Origin of the sequence: Micromonospora maris AB-18-032 (assembly GCF_000204155.1) — a bacterium.
Taxonomy (GTDB): Bacteria; Actinomycetota; Actinomycetes; order Mycobacteriales; family Micromonosporaceae; genus Micromonospora; species Micromonospora gifhornensis.
Genome location: NC_015434.1, coordinates 448,618 through 465,892 on the forward strand (window position 1 = coordinate 448,618; position 17,275 = coordinate 465,892).

Here is a 17,275-nt window from a genome sequence, read left to right on the forward strand (position 1 = left end):
CGACGGTGACCTCTGGCGTGGGGGCGTTGTGGTCGCACCGCAACTCCCTGCGCATCCTGGTCCGGCGTGATCTCGCGGTCAAGTACCAGCAGTCGGTGCTTGGCTACTTCTGGTCGTTGATCGAGCCCTTGGGAATGGGCGCGATCTACTGGTTCGTCTTCGGCGTGCTCTACTCCCGGGACACCAACCGACACCTGGGCGAGGCGGCCGGGTCGTACCCGCTGTTCTTGATCACCGGGATCTTCGCCTGGATGTGGACCAGCTCGGCGTTGAGCGAGGCGACCAACGCGTTGACCGGCCAGTCCCGGCTGATCACCACGATGAACGTGCCCCGGCAGGTGTTTCCGATCGGCCGGGTGGTCGGTCGGTTCGCCGAGTACGCCGCCGGCCTGCCGATCCTGGCCGGCATCGCGATCTGGTACGCCGCCGACGGCAAGATCCATCCAGGCTGGTCGCTGCTGGCCCTGCCGCTGGCGGTGCTGGTGCAGGCCACCCTGCTGATCGGGGTGGCGCTGCTGCTGTCCGCGTGGAACGTGCTGATGCGCGACGTGGAGCGGTTCATGCGGCTGGTCATCCGGGTGCTGTTCTACGCCAGCCCGATCATCTATCCGCTGAGCCTGGTCCAGGGCTCCGGCCTGCCCGGCTGGCTCAAGCTGGGCTACGAGCTCAACCCGCTGGTCGGCATCTTCCAGCTGCACCACTCGGTGTGGTACCCGGACGAGTTCCCGTCGGCCCGGATGCTGGCCACCACCGTCGGCATCAGTCTGCTGCTGCTCGTCGCCGGCTGGTGGTCGTTCCGCCGGCTCGAACCCGCCGTGCTCAAGGAACTCTGATGGGCGAATCGATCATCGAGGCGGAGGGTCTCGGCATCCGGTTCGTCCGCAACCGTCGGCGGCAGCTGCGGCTGCGGGAGCTGCTCATCCACCGGGGGCGGCGCAGCGCCAGCGACGGCCAGTTCTGGCCGCTGCGCGACCTGACCTTCTCGATCGCGCCCGGCGAGACCGTCGGCGTGATCGGTCGCAACGGCACCGGCAAGAGCACCCTGCTGCGGCTGATCGCCGGGGTGCTCATTCCCGACGAGGGGCGGATCAGGGTTTCCGGCGACGTCGCGCCGCTGCTGGAACTCTCCGCCGGCTTCTCCAACGACCTCACCGGGCGGGAGAACCTGTACCTGGTGGGCGGGCTGCATGGGCTGTCGTCGGGCTACCTGAAACGGCACTTCGACGAGATCGTCTCGTTCGCCGGTGAGCAGGTGGAACGGGCCATCGACACGTCGGTGCGGCACTACTCGTCCGGAATGAAGGTCCGGCTGGGTTTCGCCATCATCTCCCACCTGCCGCACCCGATCCTGCTGATGGACGAGGTGACGGCGGTCGGGGACGCCGAGTTCCGCGCGAAGTGCTACACGACAATCGATCGTCTGCTCGGGGAGGGGCGCACTCTGGTGCTGGTGTCACACAACGAAAAGGACCTGACCCGGTTCTGCCGTCGAGGACTCTTCCTCGACGCGGGCCGGCTGAGCGTGGACGGCACGATCGCCGAAGCGCTGGCCGCGTACCACGACGCGGTTCCCCGGTGACGCTCGCGATCGTGCTCGCCGCCGGTTCGCCGGCCGCGAGCCTGCCGGCGGGCGATGGTACGGCGCTTGTCGATCGGCTGGCCGCGCAGTGGCGGGCGGCCGGCGTCACCGACGTGCGGTTCGCGGCCGACCTGGACGAGTTGGCCGACCTGGTCGGCGGGTCGACCGGTCCGGTGGTGGTCAGCGGTGCCGACCTGGTCGCGCACACCGCCGTACTGCGGCATCTGGTGACCAGCCCGGTCGGGCCGACGGTGGCGTTGGTGCTCACCGACCCGCCCGCCGGTGGTCGCACGACGGTCCGCGAGGAGCGCGGCCAGGTGGTCGACGCGGGGCCGGCGCACCGGCTCGACGGCGAGGCCACCGGCATCTTCGGTGGCGCGGTGCGGGTCGGTCGGGACGACCTGCCGGCGCTGGTGGCCGCGGCCCGGGCCGCGGCCACCGGTCGGCTGGCCGACGTGGCCGCCGGTCACGGGGACGGTGGTCCGCGCGTCGAGCCGCCGGGGCCCGCCGTGGACCAGCTCTTCACCGGGCTCACCGCCCAGGGTGTGCTGGTCTTCGCCCAGCGGGTACGCCTGCTGGTGGCGCATCGGGTCGACGACGAGAGCGGGCTGTCCGAGGCGCGGGCCGCGGTCGCCGAGGTGGACGAGGACCGGGCCGAGTTGCGGCTGTCGGTCAAGGAGAAGGACGACTTCTTCACCACGTACTTCGTCAGCACCTGGTCCCCGTACGTCACCAAGGCGGCGGCCCGGTTGGGGTTGAGCCCGACCGGGGTGACGATGCTGTCGGTGGCCTTCGCGGTGGCCGCGGCGGCGTTGTTCGCCAGCGGCGGCCGGCTCGCCCTGGTCACCGGTGGGGTGCTGCTCTACCTCGGGTTCGTGCTGGACTGCGTGGACGGCCAGTTGGCCCGCTACACCCGCAACTTCAGCGCCTGGGGTGGCTGGCTGGACACCATGGCCGACCGGGCCAAGGAGTACGTGGTCTACGCCGGCCTCGGCTGGGGCGCCACGGCGGCCGGGGTCCGGTACGGGTGGGCCCTGGCGATCGCCGCGATGACCTTGCAGACCGTACGGCACATGACCGACGCGTGGTACGGCGTACTGCACGACGAGGCGGCGCGCCGGCCGAAGGCGGTCGGCACCGGCGGTGGTGGCATCGGTGACCGGCTCAACGCCGCGTCCACGAAGGTGCAGGCCGACACCGGTTCGCTGTCGTACTGGCTCAAGCGCACGGTGGTCTTCCCGATCGGGGAACGGTGGGCGCTGATCGCGGTGGCCGCGGCACTGTTCAACCAGCGGATCGCGCTGCTGGCCGTACTGGCCTGGGGTGTGCTGGCGTTGGCGTACACCGGGGCGCTGCGTACGCTGCGGGCCCGGTGGATGTGGGTGCCGGTGCTGGACACGCTCGACGCCACCCTGCACCGCGATGACGGCCCGTTGGCCGCCCGGTTCCCGGTGGCCCGCCGGCCGGGACCGTTGGTGCTGGCGCTGCTGGCCGTGTTGCCGACGATTCTCGTGCTGCTGGCCACCTGGCGCTACGGCGAGGCGTACCCGAGATGGACCGTGCTGCTCGCGTTGGTGGGGTTGCTGCTCGCGGCCGGCGGTGCCGGTGCGGCGCACAACGGGCCGCTGGACTGGCTGGTGCCGGCGGCGCTGCGGGCCGCGGAGTACCTGTTCGCCATCGCTGTCGGGGTGATCGGTCAGGCGCCCGCCTGGCTGATCTTCGGGTACGTCTTCGTGCTGACCCTGCACCACTACGACCTGGTGGCCCGGCTGGAGAAGCGGCAACCGGCACCGCCGCTGCACGCGGCGACCCTCGGTTGGGAGGGGCGGTCGGTGCTGCTGGCGGTGGCGGCGATAGCCGGAATTGCGAGTATTGGTCTGGCTACACTCGGTATCTACCTGTTGGTGCTCTTCGTGGCAAGTGTGGTGCTGGCCTGGTTCGTCCGGCCGGCACGGGTGCCGGCGGGTGCCGGGAGGAGCACGACAATCTGACGGAGGCCGGGACGATGACGCTCATCAGCTTCGTCGTCCCGGCCTACCGCGTCCAGGGCTACCTGCGGGAATGCCTGGACTCGATCCTCGCTCAGCCGGTCACCGACATCGAGGTGATCGGCGTCGACGACTGCTCGCCCGACGCCAGCGGCGACATCCTCGACGAGTACGCGGCCCGCGACGGCCGGGTACGCGCCGTCCGGCTGGACCGCAACCTCGGGCTCGGCCCGGCCCGCAACGCCGGGCTGGACCGGGCCGTCGGCGAGTACGTCTGGTTCGTCGACGGAGACGACTGGCTGGTGCCCGACTGCCTGGTCGAGGTGGCCGAGCGGCTGCACACCACCCGACCCGACGTGCTGCTTGTCGACCACGTCCGCGCGCACTGGGACGACACGGTCACCGGCAGCGCGATGGCCGAGGTGTTCCCGGAGCCGACCGGGCCGGTCACCTTCCGGCTGCGGGACCGACCGGAGACCCTGGAACTGCTGCACACCGCCTGGAACCGGCTGGTCCGGCGGCAGTTCCTGGCCGAGGTCGGACTGCGCTTCGCCCCCGGTTGGTACGAGGACGTCTCGTTCAGCTATCCGGTGCTGCTGGCCGCCGACCGGGTCGGCGTGCTCGACACGGTCTGTGTGAACTACCGGCAGCGGCGGGCAGGGGCGATCACGAAGACCCAGGGTGAGCGGCATTTCGAGGTCTTCGAGCAGTGGCACCGGGTGTTCCGGGAGGCCGACCGGTTCGACGCCGGGCAACTGCGGGCGGCGCTGTTCGAGCGGATGATGTGGCACTACCTGACGGTGCTCGGCAACGAGGACCGGATCCCGGCGGAACTGCGGCCGACCTTCTTCGCCCGGGTGACGATCGACCACGCCCGCTTCCGGCCGCCGGGCGGCCACCGGATTCCCGCCGGGGTGGAGGGGCTCAAGCACCGGCTGGTGGCGGCCGGGCAGTGGCGGACGTACTCGGCGTTGCGCGCCACCAGCCGGACGGGGGAGAAGGCCCGTCGGGCCGCCGGGCGGGTCAGGCGCCGGGTGGTGCCGCCGGCCAAGGCCACCGTACGGGCCGCTCGGGACGTCGCGCTGTACGGCTACCACCGCGCCGAACTGCGTCGCCCGTTGGACGAGAACCTGGCCGTCTATGCGGCCTACTGGTACCGCGGCTACGCGTGCAACCCGGCGGCGATCTACGAGGCGGCCCGACAGGCGGCGCCGGAGATCCGAGGTGTGTGGATCGTCCGGCGGGACCGGGTGCACACGTTGCCCGAGGGCATCGAGTACGTGGTGGCCGGCACACCCGCGTACCACCGGGTGCTGGCCCGGGCGAAGTGGCTGATCAACAACGTCAACTTCCCGGACTCGGTGCGCAAACGGCCAGGTTCGGTGCACGTACAGACGCACCACGGCACGCCGGTCAAGGTGATGGGCCTGGACCAGCAGCGCTATCCGTTGGGCGCGGAGGGGATGGACTTCACCGGCCTGCTGCGCCGGGTGGACCGCTGGGACTACAGCATCACCGCGAACAGCTTCTCCACCCAGATGTGGGAGCGGGCCTATCCGGCCGCGTACACCACATTGGAGGTGGGTTACCCGCGCAACGACCGGTTGGTCACCGCGACCACCCAGGAGGTGCTGCGGCTGCGTGCGGAACTCGGCGCGGGCCTGGGCGAGCAGGTCGTGCTGTACGCCCCGACGCACCGGGAGCACCTGCCCGGCTATCGGCCGCCGTTCGACCCGGAACGGGTGCTCGACGCGATCGGCCCGTCCGGACTGCTGCTGATGCGCAGCCACTACTTCCACGACCGTGACCGCCGAGCGTGGCCGCCGGCGGGCCGGGACCGCATCATCGACGTCAGCGCCCACCCCCAGGTCGAGGAGCTTTATCTGGCGGCCGACGTGCTGGTCACCGACTATTCTTCGGCGATGTTCGACTACGCGGTGCTGGACCGGCCGATCGTCATCTACGCGCCGGACTGGGACGCGTACCGGCTGACCCGTGGGGTCTACTTCGACCTGCTCGCCGAGCCGCCCGGCCCGGTGGCACGCACCTTCCCGGAGTTGCTGGACGTGTTGCGCGCAGGGCTGTCCGACTCCGTCGCGGCCGACCACACCCGGGCGCGGTTTCGGGAGAGATTCTGTGCGTTGGAGGACGGGCAGGCCGCGCAGCGGGTGGTTCGTCGGGTTTTTCTGGGTGACATCTCCGGCTGAGTCCGGAGAATTCAGCCGATAGTCGCCACTCGATGGAACGTAATACGTCTGTCACGACCGGAACATGACACGTTTACCCGATGTGCGACCGGCATGATCCTGGTCACAGTCATTGCCGGGTTCGGCAGACGAGGTGGGGGGGAGACGGTGAGCACCGTCGCGCTCAAGGATGTCACGAAGGTCTTCCGAGACGGCACGGTCGCGGTGGACAGCATCAATCTCGACGTCAACGACGGCGAGTTCATGGTGCTGCTCGGGCCGTCCGGCTGTGGCAAGTCGACGGTGCTGCGCATGGTCGCCGGGTTGGAGGAGCCGACCTCGGGGGCGGTGATGCTCGACGGGGAAGTGGCCAACGACCTGCCGCCCCGGGAGCGCGGGATCGCGATGGTCTTCCAGGACTTCGCGCTCTACCCGCACATGAGCGTCGGTGACAACATCGCCTTCCCACTCAAGCTGGCCGGCGTCGAGCCGGCCCCGCGTGGCGAGCGGGTCACCGACGTGGCCAGCGCCCTCGGCATCGGTGACGTGCTGGCACGACGCCCGAGCCAACTCTCCGGCGGGCAGCGGCAGCGGGTCGCGATGGGTCGGGCCATCGTGCGCCGTCCGAAGCTGTTCCTGATGGACGAACCGCTGTCCAATCTCGACAGCGGGCTGCGAGCGGAGTTGCGGGCCGAGATCTCCGGCCTGACCCGCGAGCTGGGGGTCACCACCATCTACGTGACGCACGACCAGGCCGAGGCGCTGACCATGGCCGACCGGGTCGCCATCATGCGCAAGGGCGTCCTGCAGGACGTGGGCACCCCGACGCAGGTGTACGGCCGGCCGGCCACCCTCTACGTCGCCGCCTTCCTGGGCAGCCCGCGGATGAACCTGCTGGAGGCGTCGGTCTACGTCCACCTCGACCGGTACGTCACCCTCACCCTCGGCGAGCAGGCGCTCTACCTGCCGTGGGACGACATCCGCAGCCGTGCGGTGGCGCACTACCACGGTGAGCGGATCGTGGTCGGGATGCGGGCCGAGGCGCTCACCCCGGTCGCCCCGGACGCACCGGGCGACGTTCTGCAGGGCCGGATCCGCTATCTGGAACACCACGGGCACGAGTCGTTGGCCTTCCTCGACATCGGCGCCACCGCGATCGTGGTGGACGAGGTCGGTGCGGCACCGGACAGCGACACCCCACTCGGCCAGCGCGGCCTGCGCCGCTTCGGTCAGGTGATGCAGCGGTTCACCGGCCGGGCCGCAGAGCCGCAGGCGAACCGAAACAGCGGCAGCCAGGCCAGCGTCCTGGCCGACCCCGGCCGGCATCACCGCCGACCCGCCGAACTGGCGGTCCGACTCGCGCCGTACCCCGCCGTCTCCGCCGGTCACCCGCTGGCCATCAAGGTACGCATGGACGCCCTGCACTTCTTCGACGAACGCGGCGACCGCATCGACGTCGGCTGGCGCTGAGGCCCCGATCCGGCACGCCGGGTTGGGCGAAGTACGTTTGCCGGGCGGTGACCGTGGATAGATTGGTGCGGTGCTCGGCCTGCCGGATCACGTGACCGCGTGTCTCTTCGACCTGGACGGTGTGCTCACGCAGACCGCCCGGGTGCACAACGCCGCGTGGACCGAGACGTTCGACGACTTCCTCCGCCGACACGCGGATGCCGGCGGTACGCCGTACCAGCCCTTCGATCCGGGCGCGGACTACCACCGCTACGTGGACGGGCGACCCCGGCTCGACGGCGTCCGCACCTTTCTCGCATCGAGGGACATCACGCTGCCCGAGGGGACCGCCGAGGATCCGCCGGGCGCGCAGACCGTGCACGGCCTGGGTAACCAGAAGAACGCCCAGGTGCTGGAGCGGATCCGCAGCGTCGGCGTCGACGTCTACCCCGGCTCGGTGGCGTACCTGAAGGCGGTGGCCGCAGCCGGGCTGCGTCGCGCGGTCGTCACGGCCAGCGCCAACGGCCGGGAGGTGATCGCCGCCGCCGGGATCGAACCCCTGTTGGAGGAGCGGGTGGACGGGCTGACCGCACGGGCCGAGGGGTTGCGCGGCAAACCGCATCCGGACACCTTCCTCGCCGGAGCGAAGCTGCTCGGCGTCCAGCCGGAGCAGGCGGCGGTCTTCGAGGACGCGCTCGCCGGAGTCGAGGCCGGGCGGGCCGGCGGCTTCGGGTACGTCATCGGGGTCGACCGGGCCGGGCAGGCCGACGCGCTGCGCGCCCACGGCGCCGACGTGGTCGTCACCGACCTGGCCGAACTGCTCGAAGCCGGACGGCCCGAGTGATCCGGGAGCGGGCGTACCCGGTCGAGCCGTGGCACGTCCGGGAAACCCAGCTCGACGTGGACGTGCTCGCCCAGTCCGAGTCGGTCTTCGCGCTCTCCAACGGGCACGTCGGGCTGCGCGGCAACCTGGACGAGGGCGAGCCACACGGGCTGCCCGGCACGTACCTCAACTCGTTCTACGAGCTGCGTCCCCTGCCGTACGCGGAAGCGGGTTTCGGTTTTCCCGAGTCCGGCCAGACCATCGTCAATGTGACAAACGGCAAGCTGATCCGGCTGCTGGTCGACGACGAGCCGCTGGACGTGCGCTACGGCGAACTGCTCGCCCACGAACGGGTCCTCGACCTGCGGGCCGGCACCCTGCACCGGACCCTGCACTGGCGCTCGCCGGCCGGCCGGGAGGTGCGGGTGCACAGCACCCGACTGGTCTCCTTCCGGCAGCGCTCGGTGGCCGCCATCCGCTACGAGGTGGAGGTCGCCGACGACCGGCCGCTGCGGTTGATCATCCAGTCGGAGCTGGTGGCCAACGAGGCCCTGCCGCCGCAGAGCCGCGACCCCCGGGTCGCCGCCGTGCTGGAGTCGCCCCTGCAGGCCGAGGAGGAACTGACCACCTCCGACGGCGGGCTGCTGCTCCACCGCACCAAGGTCTCCGGGCTACGGGTCGCTGCGGCGATGGGGCACGAGGTCGACTCGGCGTCGCGCACCACCATCGAGTCCGAGGGGTACGAGGACTGGGTGCGGACCACCGTCGGCTGCGTACTGGAGCCGGGCCAGCGGCTGAGTGTGGTGAAGTACCTGACCTACGGCTGGTCCAGTCGGCGCTCGCTGCCCGCCCTGCGCGACCAGGTGGGTGCCGCCCTGGCCGCCGCGAAACTCGACGGCTGGGGCGGGCTGGTCCGTGAGCAGCGGGAGTACCTGGACGAGTTCTGGGACGCCGCCGACGTGGAGATCGACGGCGACCCGGAGGTGCAGCAGGCCGTCCGGTTCGGGCTGTTCCACGTGCTCCAGGCCGGCGCCCGCGCGGAACGCCGGCCCATCGCCGCCAAGGGTCTCACCGGCCCGGGGTACGACGGGCACGCGTTCTGGGACACCGAGATGTTCGTGCTGCCGGTGCTGACGTACACCCATCCGGCGGCGGTACGCGACGCGCTGTACTGGCGATTCTCGACCCTGGAACAGGCGCACGAGCGGGCCCGCACACTCAACCTGGCCGGGGCGGCCTTTCCCTGGCGGACCATCGAAGGTCCCGAGTCGTCGGGCTACTGGCCGGCCGGCACGGCTGCCTTCCACGTCGCGGCCGGCATCGCCGACGCGCTGCGGCGCTACGTGCTGATCAGCGGCGACCAGCAGTTGGAACGTGAGATCGGGTTGACCCTGCTGGTGGAGACCGCCCGGTTGTGGCGTTCCCTCGGGCACCACGACCGCAACGGCCAGTTCCACATCGACGGGGTGACCGGCCCCGACGAGTACACGGCGGTCAAGAACGACAACATCTACACCAACCTGATGGCGCAGCGGAACCTGCGCGCCGCCGCGGAGGTGGCGATGCGCTACCGCGACGAGGCCTTCCACCTCGGGGTCACCGACGAGGAGGCCGCCGCATGGCGGGACGCCGCGGCGGCCATGCACATCCCGTACGACGACGAGATCGACGTGCACCAGCAGGTCGAGGGTTTCACCCGGTTGCAGGAGTGGGACTTCGCGCACACCCCGCAGGACAAGTACCCGTTGCTGCTGCACTACCCGTACTTCGACCTGTACCGCAAGCAGGTGGTCAAGCAGGCCGACCTGGTGCTGGCCATGCACTGGCGGGGTGACGCGTTCACCGACGAGGAGAAGCTGCGCAACTTCCTTTACTACGAGCGCCGTACCGTCCGGGATTCGTCGCTGTCGGCCTGCACCCAGTCGGTGCTGTCGGCCGAGGTCGGCTACCTGGAGTTGGCGCACAGTTATCTGCGCGAGGCAGCGCTGATGGACCTGCACGACCTGAACGAGAACACCCGTGACGGCGTGCACATGGCGTCGCTGGCCGGCGCGTGGATCGCGTTGGTCGCCGGCTTCGGTGGGCTACGGGATCACGACGGCGTACCCTCGTTCGCCCCGCGCCTGCCCAGCCGGATCGGCCGGTTGGCGTTCTCGCTCCAGTGCAAGGGAATCCGGCTGCGGGTGACCGTACGACCGCACGAGACGACGTACGTCCTGCACCACCACACCGACCCGGACGCCACCATGGAGGTACGCCACCACGGCGAATCGGTGCAGGTCACCGCCGCGGAGCCGGTGACCCTGCCGATTCCCCCGCCGCCGGAGAACCTGCCCCCGGTGGAGCAGCCCCCCGGCCGGGCCCCGCTGCTCCGCCTGCCCGAGCACCTGCCTTGAGCCCCTGCTCTGGGCCCGTGCCCTGAGCGCGTGCCCTGAGCGGAGGGCCGGCGGTGCGGCCGGTCAGATCGGTTCGCCCTGCGAAGGGCGTCCGGTGGGGTCGTGGGGTGTTCGGGCCCGAGGGTCGTCGGCCGACCGTGCCTGGGCAGCCTCGTCCGCCCAGTCCCGACCACGCGGGGCATCCTGCTTCTGCCGCTCACGTTCGGCGGCCTGGTCGACGGGCTCACGGTGATGATGCGGCATGACGGTCCTCGCGATCTGGTCGCCGGTACCCGATGGCACCGGTCCGTCTGCGGTCCCGCGACGGCTACCCGACCCGACCCCCGGCAAACGCTCGCGAGCGTCGGCGTGGTGACCGGCGGGCGGGGTATGCCGGGGGGATCGGGTCGGCCGTGATCGGGAGGATGACGATGGACGTTCGGGGCAACGCGGTGACGATCCCGGCCGGTGGGGCCGATCTGCCGGCGGACCTGCTGATCCCGGCCCAGCCGGTGGGAGCGGTGCTGTTCGCGCACGGTAGCGGCAGTTCGCGGCACAGTCCGCGCAACCTCGCTGTGGCCAGGTCGCTGAGTGCGGGCGGGCTCGGCACCGTACTGGTCGACCTGCTCACGCCGGCGGAGGCCGAGGCCGACGCCGTCACCGCCGAACTACGCTTCGACATCGACCTGCTGTCCCGCCGACTGGCCGCGATCGTGGACTGGCTGGTCTCGGAGCAGCCCTTCGACACGGCCCGGATCGGCATCTTCGGCGCCAGTACGGGTGCCGCCGCCGCCCTCGTCGCGGCAGCCCGACGGCCCGAGCAGGTGTACGCAGTGGTGTCCCGAGGCGGTCGCCCCGACCTGGCCGGCACCGCCCTCGGCCAGGTGCGCGCCCCCACCCTCCTGCTCGTCGGCGGCCTCGACGAGCCGGTGATCTCCCTCAACCGGCACGCCCTGGACCAACTGACGGCCCCGGCCGACCTGCGGGTGATCCCCGGTGCGACACACCTCTTCGAGGAGCCCGGCACCCTGGAGCAGGTAGCCGAGGCTGCGGCCGACTGGTTCCACGACCACCTGCACCCCCAGCTCACCCCGGCCTGACAGCGCGCCCCCCGTGCCCGTCGTCGACAGGCATCAGGTCCCACCCACCTGACGGCGGCGCGGCGGGCCGGAGTGCCTGCACCTCAGCCGGGTGCGGGATCTGCGGTGGCCGAAGGTTCCTCCGGTGCCGGAGGTGCCGGTCGGGGTGCTGCGGCGGCCTGTCGTTGGCGCAGCACGCTGTCGATGACCCGCCAGGCGACGGCGGCGATCGGCACCGCGACAAAGGCACCGGCGATGCCGGCGATGAGGGTGCCGGCGGTGACCGCCAACAGGATCACTACCGGGTGCAGCCGTACCTGTCGCTTCATCACCAGTGGTTCCAGCAGGTTCCCCTCGATCTGCTGCACGGCGATGACCGCAGCCAGGGTGAGCAGTGCCGTGGTGGGGCCGTTGGCGGCCAGCGCCACCAGCACCGCGACCGCGCCGGCCACGGTCGCCCCGATGATCGGCACGAACCCGCCGATGAACGTGATCAAGGCCAGTGGAAAGGCCAACGGTACGCCGAGAAGCACCAGTGCCAGGCCGATGCCGATGGCGTCGATGGCCGCGATCAGCATGGTGCCTCGGGTGTACGACCCGAGCGTGCGCCAACCGACCCGCCCCGCCTCGGCGGCGACCTCCCGGTTCGGCCCGGTCATCCGGCGCAACGTCCAGTGCCACATCGCCCGGCCGTCCTTGATCAGGAAGAACAGCAGCACCAGGGCGAGCAGAGCGGAGCCGAACACCTCGGTCAGGGTGCGGGCACTGGCGACCGGGTCGACTTCCTGCTCGGTGGCCGTCTTGCGTAGCTGGTCGATCAGACCGTCGAGCTGTTGATCGGTCACCGGCAGAGTGGAGGTGATGAAATCCCGGGTGCGCCCGAGGCCCTGCTGCAGTTCGTCACCCAGCTCGCTGAACTGGTTGGCGGTCAGGTTCCACACCAGCACCCCGAGGCCACCCAGGATGCCGAGCAGCAGCAGGACGGTGAGCAGCGCGGCCAGCGAGGCTGGCAGTCTCAGCCGGCGGAGCGCGAGCTGCACCGGGTCGAGCAGCGCGGCAAGGAAGAAGGTGGCGGCCAGCGCGATGGCCAGCGGTGTGACCAGCAGGGTGATCCGCGCCAACAGGTAGAGCCCAGCGGCGATCACCACCAGGCAGGCGCTCCACACCACAGCGGTGCGCACCAGCCAGGGCAGGGCCGCCCACGTCTGCCGCGGCCCGGCTTCTGCCGCTACCGCCCGGTGCGCCGCCTCATCGGGCTCACGCCCGGCACCCCCCGCTGCGACCACGTCGCCCTCCTCGCGTCCGCGAGGTCCTACCCACCCACCCTCCCCCCAACACCCCCGTCCCATTCCGCCCTGTTCCCCGACCCTCCCGGATCCCTCAACCCGGCGTCCCCGGCCCCCGGTCCCGCCCGCCGTCCTTCAGCCGGGCAAGCGGGGCCAGCCGGGTTCGACGGTTGGACCCGGCCCGCGGCCCCGGTCCCTCGCGTTGATCAAGAGGTTCTGGTCGGGAATCGGGCTGAGGCAGACCCAAACTTCTTGATCAACGCGGGCTGGGGGTGGGTGCGGAGGGTGCGTGGGAGGGGCGGGGGTGGGTGGGTTAGTAGGCGGGGGCTGCGGGGCGGGCTATGGGGGTGGGTGGGATTTCGCGGGTTTGTTCGGGGTTGGCGTGTTCGGTGGTGGTGGGTGGTGGGGTGGCGTCGGGGAGGGGGGTTAGGGGGAGGAGAGGCAGGAGGGAGTCTTGTTGGTCGGCGGTCAGGAGGGCGGTGGTGGTTTCGGCTCGCAGGTTGCGGGCGGCTGCGGCGGCGACCTCGGCGGCGTGCCAGGCTTCCTGCTCCCGTTCCCGGGCCACCCGCTGTCGGGCGAACAGGTGGTCACGTATCGCCCGGCGCAGCACCAACTCCTGCTGGACCGGGTGCAGGCGGGGATCCCAGCCGCGGTGCGCGAAGACATCGCTGAGCTGCTCCACCGACAGTTCCCGCCGCCAGTACGCGTCCAGCACCGCCCGGTGCAGCCAGCGCTCCCGGTCGGCGTACTCGGCGGGGGTGCGTGGGGTGTGCGGCAGCGGCATGCTCGCGGCTTCGGCCAACCGGCGTACGTCCGCCTCCGCAGTCTGGTACGCCTCCCACGCCTGCTCGGCCTCGTCCTGTGCAACGAGCCATTCGTCGCGTCGGCGGCGAGCCGTTGCCTCGGCGCGGTCGGCGGCCACCATGACCTCTTCCGCCCAGCGATCTTCTTCCCGCTGCTCCGGTGGGATCGGCAGGGCGGCTTCCCGGATCCGGGCACCCGCGTCGAACCGGAGTCGTCGGGGACGCAGCAGCAGGCCGGAGACGGCGAGTACGACGATGCCCAACAGGCTCAGCCAGATCACGGCGGCCCGGGACACGTCGGGCAGGACGGCGGAGAGAGCGATCTGCATCATCAGCACCTCGTGGCGGATGGGGTTCGTCGACTGTGCTGGGAACGGGAGGAACAGGACTGGGCGGCCTCTCGCCGCGGCAGGCACCGACCGCGACCCGTGGTCGTGGTCGGGCGGGTCCTCACGGGCGGGTGGCGTGTGGGTGCTGAGCCTGCCGAGGTCAGGCGGTCGGAGGGCCGCGCCGGGTCGGTTCACCGGGGCCGGCGGCGAGGCGTACGGCGGCAGGCCGGGTGCTGGCGGGGGCGGCTCCGGCGTCGGTGCGCTCGGAGTGCGGCACCACGGCTGCGGCATGCACGGCACCCACGGGCGAGACGAGCGCCGACCCGTCCCGGGAGAACAGCGCTGACGCGTTCCAGGGCGAGATCAGCGTCGACTCGTCGTTGCCGGGCCAGAGGGCTCGGGCGGTCGCGGGGGCGTTCCCAGGGCGGTTGGGCAGTGCGGCGGCGGGCGGGGCGGCCGGGAGGTCTGCGGTGCCGTCGGGCAGGCCGGTGGTCGTGATGCCGCCGAGGCCGACGGCCAGGATGAGTGCCGTCAGCGCCAGGCGGGCCAGATCCGCCAGCGGGCAGCGCGTCACCGACCACAGTGGACGGGTGAACGCGAGACTCGGCACGCGGTCAAACCTATCGCCCTTGCGGGACAACCGCAGCGGCCCGTTCGTTCAGGGGTGGCGAAGGCCACCACGCGCGAGACGGATGTCCGGCAGGGATCCGGGCTACGACGTGGTGCCGGCCACTGGCTCCTCGGTGAACAGCGCCAGCAGGTCGCCAACCTGGCGATCGGCCTCGGCGGGGTGCCGGAATCGACCGGACGGGTTGAGGGTGTACTCGTTGCGTCGCCCGACGCGGGTGCGTTGGAGATAACCCTCGGCCTCCAGGTCGGCGACGATGGCCTGGGCGGCCCGTTCGGTCACGCCCACCTCGTCGGCGACGTCGCGGAGCCGGGCGGTGGGGTTGCGTGCGATGGCGAGCAGTACGTGCCCGTGGTTGGTGAGAAAAGTCCAGTTACGGGCGTTCTCCCGCTCGCCTGTCGTTGCCATGTCGCCCATCGTATGGGCCTTTCAGCTTTTTCGGGCTATGCCATCGGGCCCTGCACCCGCTCGGCCCCGGAGCGCAAGCGTCCGGGGATACCTGAAATCCATATCACGCATTCCTTGACGCGGCTTGCGCTGCGTGTGACCGTTGGACCAGCCCGTGACCAGCGTCGGCCCGGGATGACCAGGCATCGCATGAGTAGCGAGGGGGCGCCGGATGAGTCGACCCGGACCGATCGGAACAGAGCTGCGGCCGGAGCGGGAACTGCTCACCGCGGATCTCCCGGGCGCGCCGCAGCTGGCGCTTGCCGAACTGATGGCCGGTAATCGGCGGTTCGTCACCGATACGGCGTGGCATCCCAATCAGAACGCCGGACGTCGCGCTGCCGTCGCCGGCGAGCAGCATCCGTTTGCGGTGATCGTGGGCTGCTCCGACTCCCGGCTGGCCGCCGAGATCATCTTCGATCGCGGGCTGGGTGACCTCTTCGTGGTCCGTACCGCCGGGCACACCGTCGGCCCGGAGGTGCTGGGCAGCGTCGAGTACGCGGTGTCGGTGCTGCGTACGCCGCTGGTGGTGGTGCTCGGGCACGACTCCTGCGGTGCCGTGCAGGCGGCCCGGGCGGCACTGGCCACTGGCGCGGCCCCCACGGGTCACCTGGGTGCGGTGGTGGACGCCGTGGTGCCCAGCCTGCGCCAGGCGCAGGCCGCCGGGGTGAACGACCTCAACGAGATCGTCGACATTCACATCGCGCAGACCGTGACGGCGATGCTGGGGTCGTCGGCGACGCTGGCCGCCGAGGTCTCCGCCGGGCGTTGCGCGGTGGTCGGCATGTCGTACCGGCTGGCCGCCGGCGAGGTCCGGGCGGTGGCTGCGGAACCGGCGGAGCTGGTCGCCGAGCTCGCGTCCGCCGCCTGACGGCGAGTGCCGGCCCGACAGAGGCACCTGACGGCACCCGCCGGGCCGCCGAGGGCGTCAGCCGACGGACCGAGGGCCGCCCCACCAGACGGCGGGACGGCCCTCGAAGTGATGCCGGACGTGCGCTAGTACATCGAGACGTGCACGTGGTCTGTGTGGTTCGACGGGCCGCTGTAGGAACTCCAGCCGGTCGCCGGGAACCAGATCTGCCGGTTCCAGATCACGTAGTAGACACCCAACCGGTCGGCGTTACGGACCAGGAACGCGGCCAGGTTGTTGCCGTAGATCCGGGTGTCGTTGTTGTACCAGGGCCGGAAACCGCTGTTCTGCAACGACCAGTCACATGCTCGGCCCTTGGGGTGCTCCCACTTGTCACCCGGTCGGTAACAGCCGACGAACCGGTTGAAACCGGCGCGCTTGACCTCCTTGTACATGTGCAGGGTGCGCGCCGTGATGCAGCCGGACGTGGTCGGGTCGTTCTGGTTGCACGATTCGGGCTTCCAGCCGCCGTCGGCTGCCCGGTTGGGACCGGGCCGGGCGACCGGAGAGGTGGCGGCCACCAGGCCGCCGGTGAGACCGACGCCACCGACCAGGCGGAGCGACTTCTCCGCGTCGCTCTTCTTGCGGGCCATGTCGTTGGTCAGCTTCTGCTGCTCGCGTACCTCGGCGTCGAGCGCCAGTTTGGCCGTCTCGGCGCGGCGCTTGACCGCGTTGACCTCACCCAGCTTCTTGCTGTTGACCAGGTTCAACTCGTCGAGCGCGGCGGCGCGGTGGATGAACGAGTCGGGGGCGTTGCTCTGCAACAGCATGGCGATCGCGCCCACCCGGCCGGTCCGGTACGACTGGGTGGCGATCTCGGCGACCTGTGGGGCGAGGGCGTCCAGGTCCGCCTCGGCGCGGCGGACCTCGACGGCGAGCTTGAGCTGCTTCTTCTTGGACTTTTCCAGCTTGGACTTGGCCTTGGTGTAGTCCCGGTTCGTCGCCTCGATCAGCTCGTTGAGCATCGGCGGGTCGTCGTCATGGCCGGCCGGTTTGGGGGGCTTCGGCGCAGCCGCCGCCGGCAGCGGGCCGGCGAAGACGGCGAACGCGGCGAACACGGCCACCACGGGCGTCAACCAGCGGCGTAGGGGTGCCGTCACTGTCTTCCCTTCCATCGACCGCCGACCGGGTTAGCTGACGGGTTCGGGACGGAAGTGGCCCCTACCGCTGGTGCGGATTCACCCCACGTACCTGGGTTCCCGGCTCGCCTGGTGGCGATTGGGCGGTGGCACCGCAGGCGCCGGTGCGCGCCTTCGGCGGTGACCGGCAGTGAGGTTACCCGACGGTCGGTCTGGTCCTCTACGCGCCGAACCCGGCAAGATGTGTCATTTCGTAATCGCACTGGGTGACGAGTGACACGCTTGTCGATCCTTTCGGTCGGCGTGCTCACGTT

At 70.9% G+C, this 17,275-nt stretch carries 15 protein-coding genes and 1 riboswitch; of the genes, 9 read left to right on the forward strand and 6 right to left on the reverse strand.

Features of this window, described 5'->3' with window-relative positions:
• The first annotated feature begins 5 nt into the window (after positions 1-5).
• The 7 genes from VAB18032_RS02165 (at position 6) to VAB18032_RS02195 (ending at position 10,421) form a co-directional block, all read left to right on the forward strand.
• Positions 6-833: an ABC transporter permease gene (locus tag VAB18032_RS02165; protein WP_043719464.1), complete on the forward strand. Its 828-nt coding sequence runs from the start codon at positions 6-8 to the stop codon at positions 831-833.
• A complete protein-coding gene (locus VAB18032_RS02170) occupies positions 833-1,579 on the forward strand; it encodes an ABC transporter ATP-binding protein (protein ID WP_013731133.1) in 747 nt (248 codons plus the stop codon). Before VAB18032_RS02165 ends, VAB18032_RS02170 begins: the two co-directional genes overlap by 1 nt.
• Positions 1,576-3,570: a DUF5941 domain-containing protein gene (locus tag VAB18032_RS02175; protein ID WP_013731134.1), complete on the forward strand. Its 1,995-nt coding sequence runs from the start codon at positions 1,576-1,578 to the stop codon at positions 3,568-3,570. Before VAB18032_RS02170 ends, VAB18032_RS02175 begins: the two co-directional genes overlap by 4 nt.
• A gap of 14 nt (positions 3,571-3,584) precedes the next feature.
• Complete coding sequence (locus tag VAB18032_RS02180) at positions 3,585-5,774, forward strand: bifunctional glycosyltransferase/CDP-glycerol:glycerophosphate glycerophosphotransferase (RefSeq protein WP_013731135.1); 2,190 nt, start codon at positions 3,585-3,587, stop codon at positions 5,772-5,774.
• A gap of 147 nt (positions 5,775-5,921) precedes the next feature.
• Entirely contained in the window at positions 5,922-7,223 is a 1,302-nt protein-coding gene (locus VAB18032_RS02185; protein ID WP_013731136.1) for an ABC transporter ATP-binding protein, read from the forward strand.
• A 70-nt stretch (positions 7,224-7,293) separates the two neighbouring features.
• Positions 7,294-8,046 carry an HAD family hydrolase gene (locus VAB18032_RS02190; RefSeq protein ID WP_013731137.1) on the forward strand — a complete coding sequence of 251 codons (753 nt, stop codon included), beginning with the start codon at positions 7,294-7,296 and terminating at the stop codon, positions 8,044-8,046.
• Positions 8,043-10,421 carry a glycoside hydrolase family 65 protein gene (locus VAB18032_RS02195; protein ID WP_013731138.1) on the forward strand — a complete coding sequence of 793 codons (2,379 nt, stop codon included), beginning with the start codon at positions 8,043-8,045 and terminating at the stop codon, positions 10,419-10,421. Before VAB18032_RS02190 ends, VAB18032_RS02195 begins: the two co-directional genes overlap by 4 nt.
• Positions 10,422-10,484: 63 nt before the next feature.
• Here VAB18032_RS02195 and VAB18032_RS32685 read toward each other — a convergent pair whose 3' ends face one another.
• Positions 10,485-10,664 (reverse strand): hypothetical protein, encoded by a 180-nt coding sequence (locus tag VAB18032_RS32685; RefSeq protein ID WP_013731139.1) that lies wholly within the window; start codon positions 10,662-10,664, stop codon positions 10,485-10,487.
• A 167-nt stretch (positions 10,665-10,831) separates the two neighbouring features.
• Between VAB18032_RS32685 and VAB18032_RS02205 the strand changes: the two genes are divergently transcribed.
• Positions 10,832-11,500: a dienelactone hydrolase family protein gene (locus VAB18032_RS02205; RefSeq protein ID WP_013731140.1), complete on the forward strand. Its 669-nt coding sequence runs from the start codon at positions 10,832-10,834 to the stop codon at positions 11,498-11,500.
• Between the two features lie 83 nt (positions 11,501-11,583).
• Here VAB18032_RS02205 and VAB18032_RS02210 read toward each other — a convergent pair whose 3' ends face one another.
• The 4 genes from VAB18032_RS02210 to VAB18032_RS02225 all read right to left on the reverse strand — a co-directional run bounded on the left by VAB18032_RS02210 (position 11,584) and on the right by VAB18032_RS02225 (position 14,942).
• A complete protein-coding gene (locus VAB18032_RS02210; RefSeq protein WP_013731141.1) occupies positions 11,584-12,765 on the reverse strand; it encodes an AI-2E family transporter in 1,182 nt (393 codons plus the stop codon).
• A 313-nt stretch (positions 12,766-13,078) separates the two neighbouring features.
• Positions 13,079-13,897, reverse strand: a complete 819-nt coding sequence (locus VAB18032_RS02215; RefSeq protein ID WP_050814684.1) for a hypothetical protein — start codon at positions 13,895-13,897, stop codon at positions 13,079-13,081.
• Between the two features lie 160 nt (positions 13,898-14,057).
• On the reverse strand, positions 14,058-14,507 hold the full coding sequence (locus VAB18032_RS02220; RefSeq protein WP_013731143.1) for a hypothetical protein: 450 nt from the start codon (positions 14,505-14,507) through the stop codon (positions 14,058-14,060).
• A 102-nt stretch (positions 14,508-14,609) separates the two neighbouring features.
• Positions 14,610-14,942: a helix-turn-helix transcriptional regulator gene (locus VAB18032_RS02225; RefSeq protein WP_013731144.1), complete on the reverse strand. Its 333-nt coding sequence runs from the start codon at positions 14,940-14,942 to the stop codon at positions 14,610-14,612.
• Between the two features lie 202 nt (positions 14,943-15,144).
• On the opposite strand from VAB18032_RS02225, the gene VAB18032_RS02230 reads away from it, so the two are divergent.
• A complete protein-coding gene (locus VAB18032_RS02230) occupies positions 15,145-15,843 on the forward strand; it encodes a carbonic anhydrase (protein ID WP_013731145.1) in 699 nt (232 codons plus the stop codon).
• A gap of 125 nt (positions 15,844-15,968) precedes the next feature.
• Here the strand turns inward: VAB18032_RS02230 and VAB18032_RS02235 are convergent, their stop codons facing one another.
• A complete protein-coding gene (locus VAB18032_RS02235) occupies positions 15,969-16,982 on the reverse strand; it encodes a coiled-coil domain-containing protein (protein WP_043719474.1) in 1,014 nt (337 codons plus the stop codon).
• A gap of 4 nt (positions 16,983-16,986) precedes the next feature.
• Positions 16,987-17,117, reverse strand: a riboswitch (cyclic di-AMP (ydaO/yuaA leader).
• Positions 17,118-17,275: the final 158 nt, after the last annotated feature.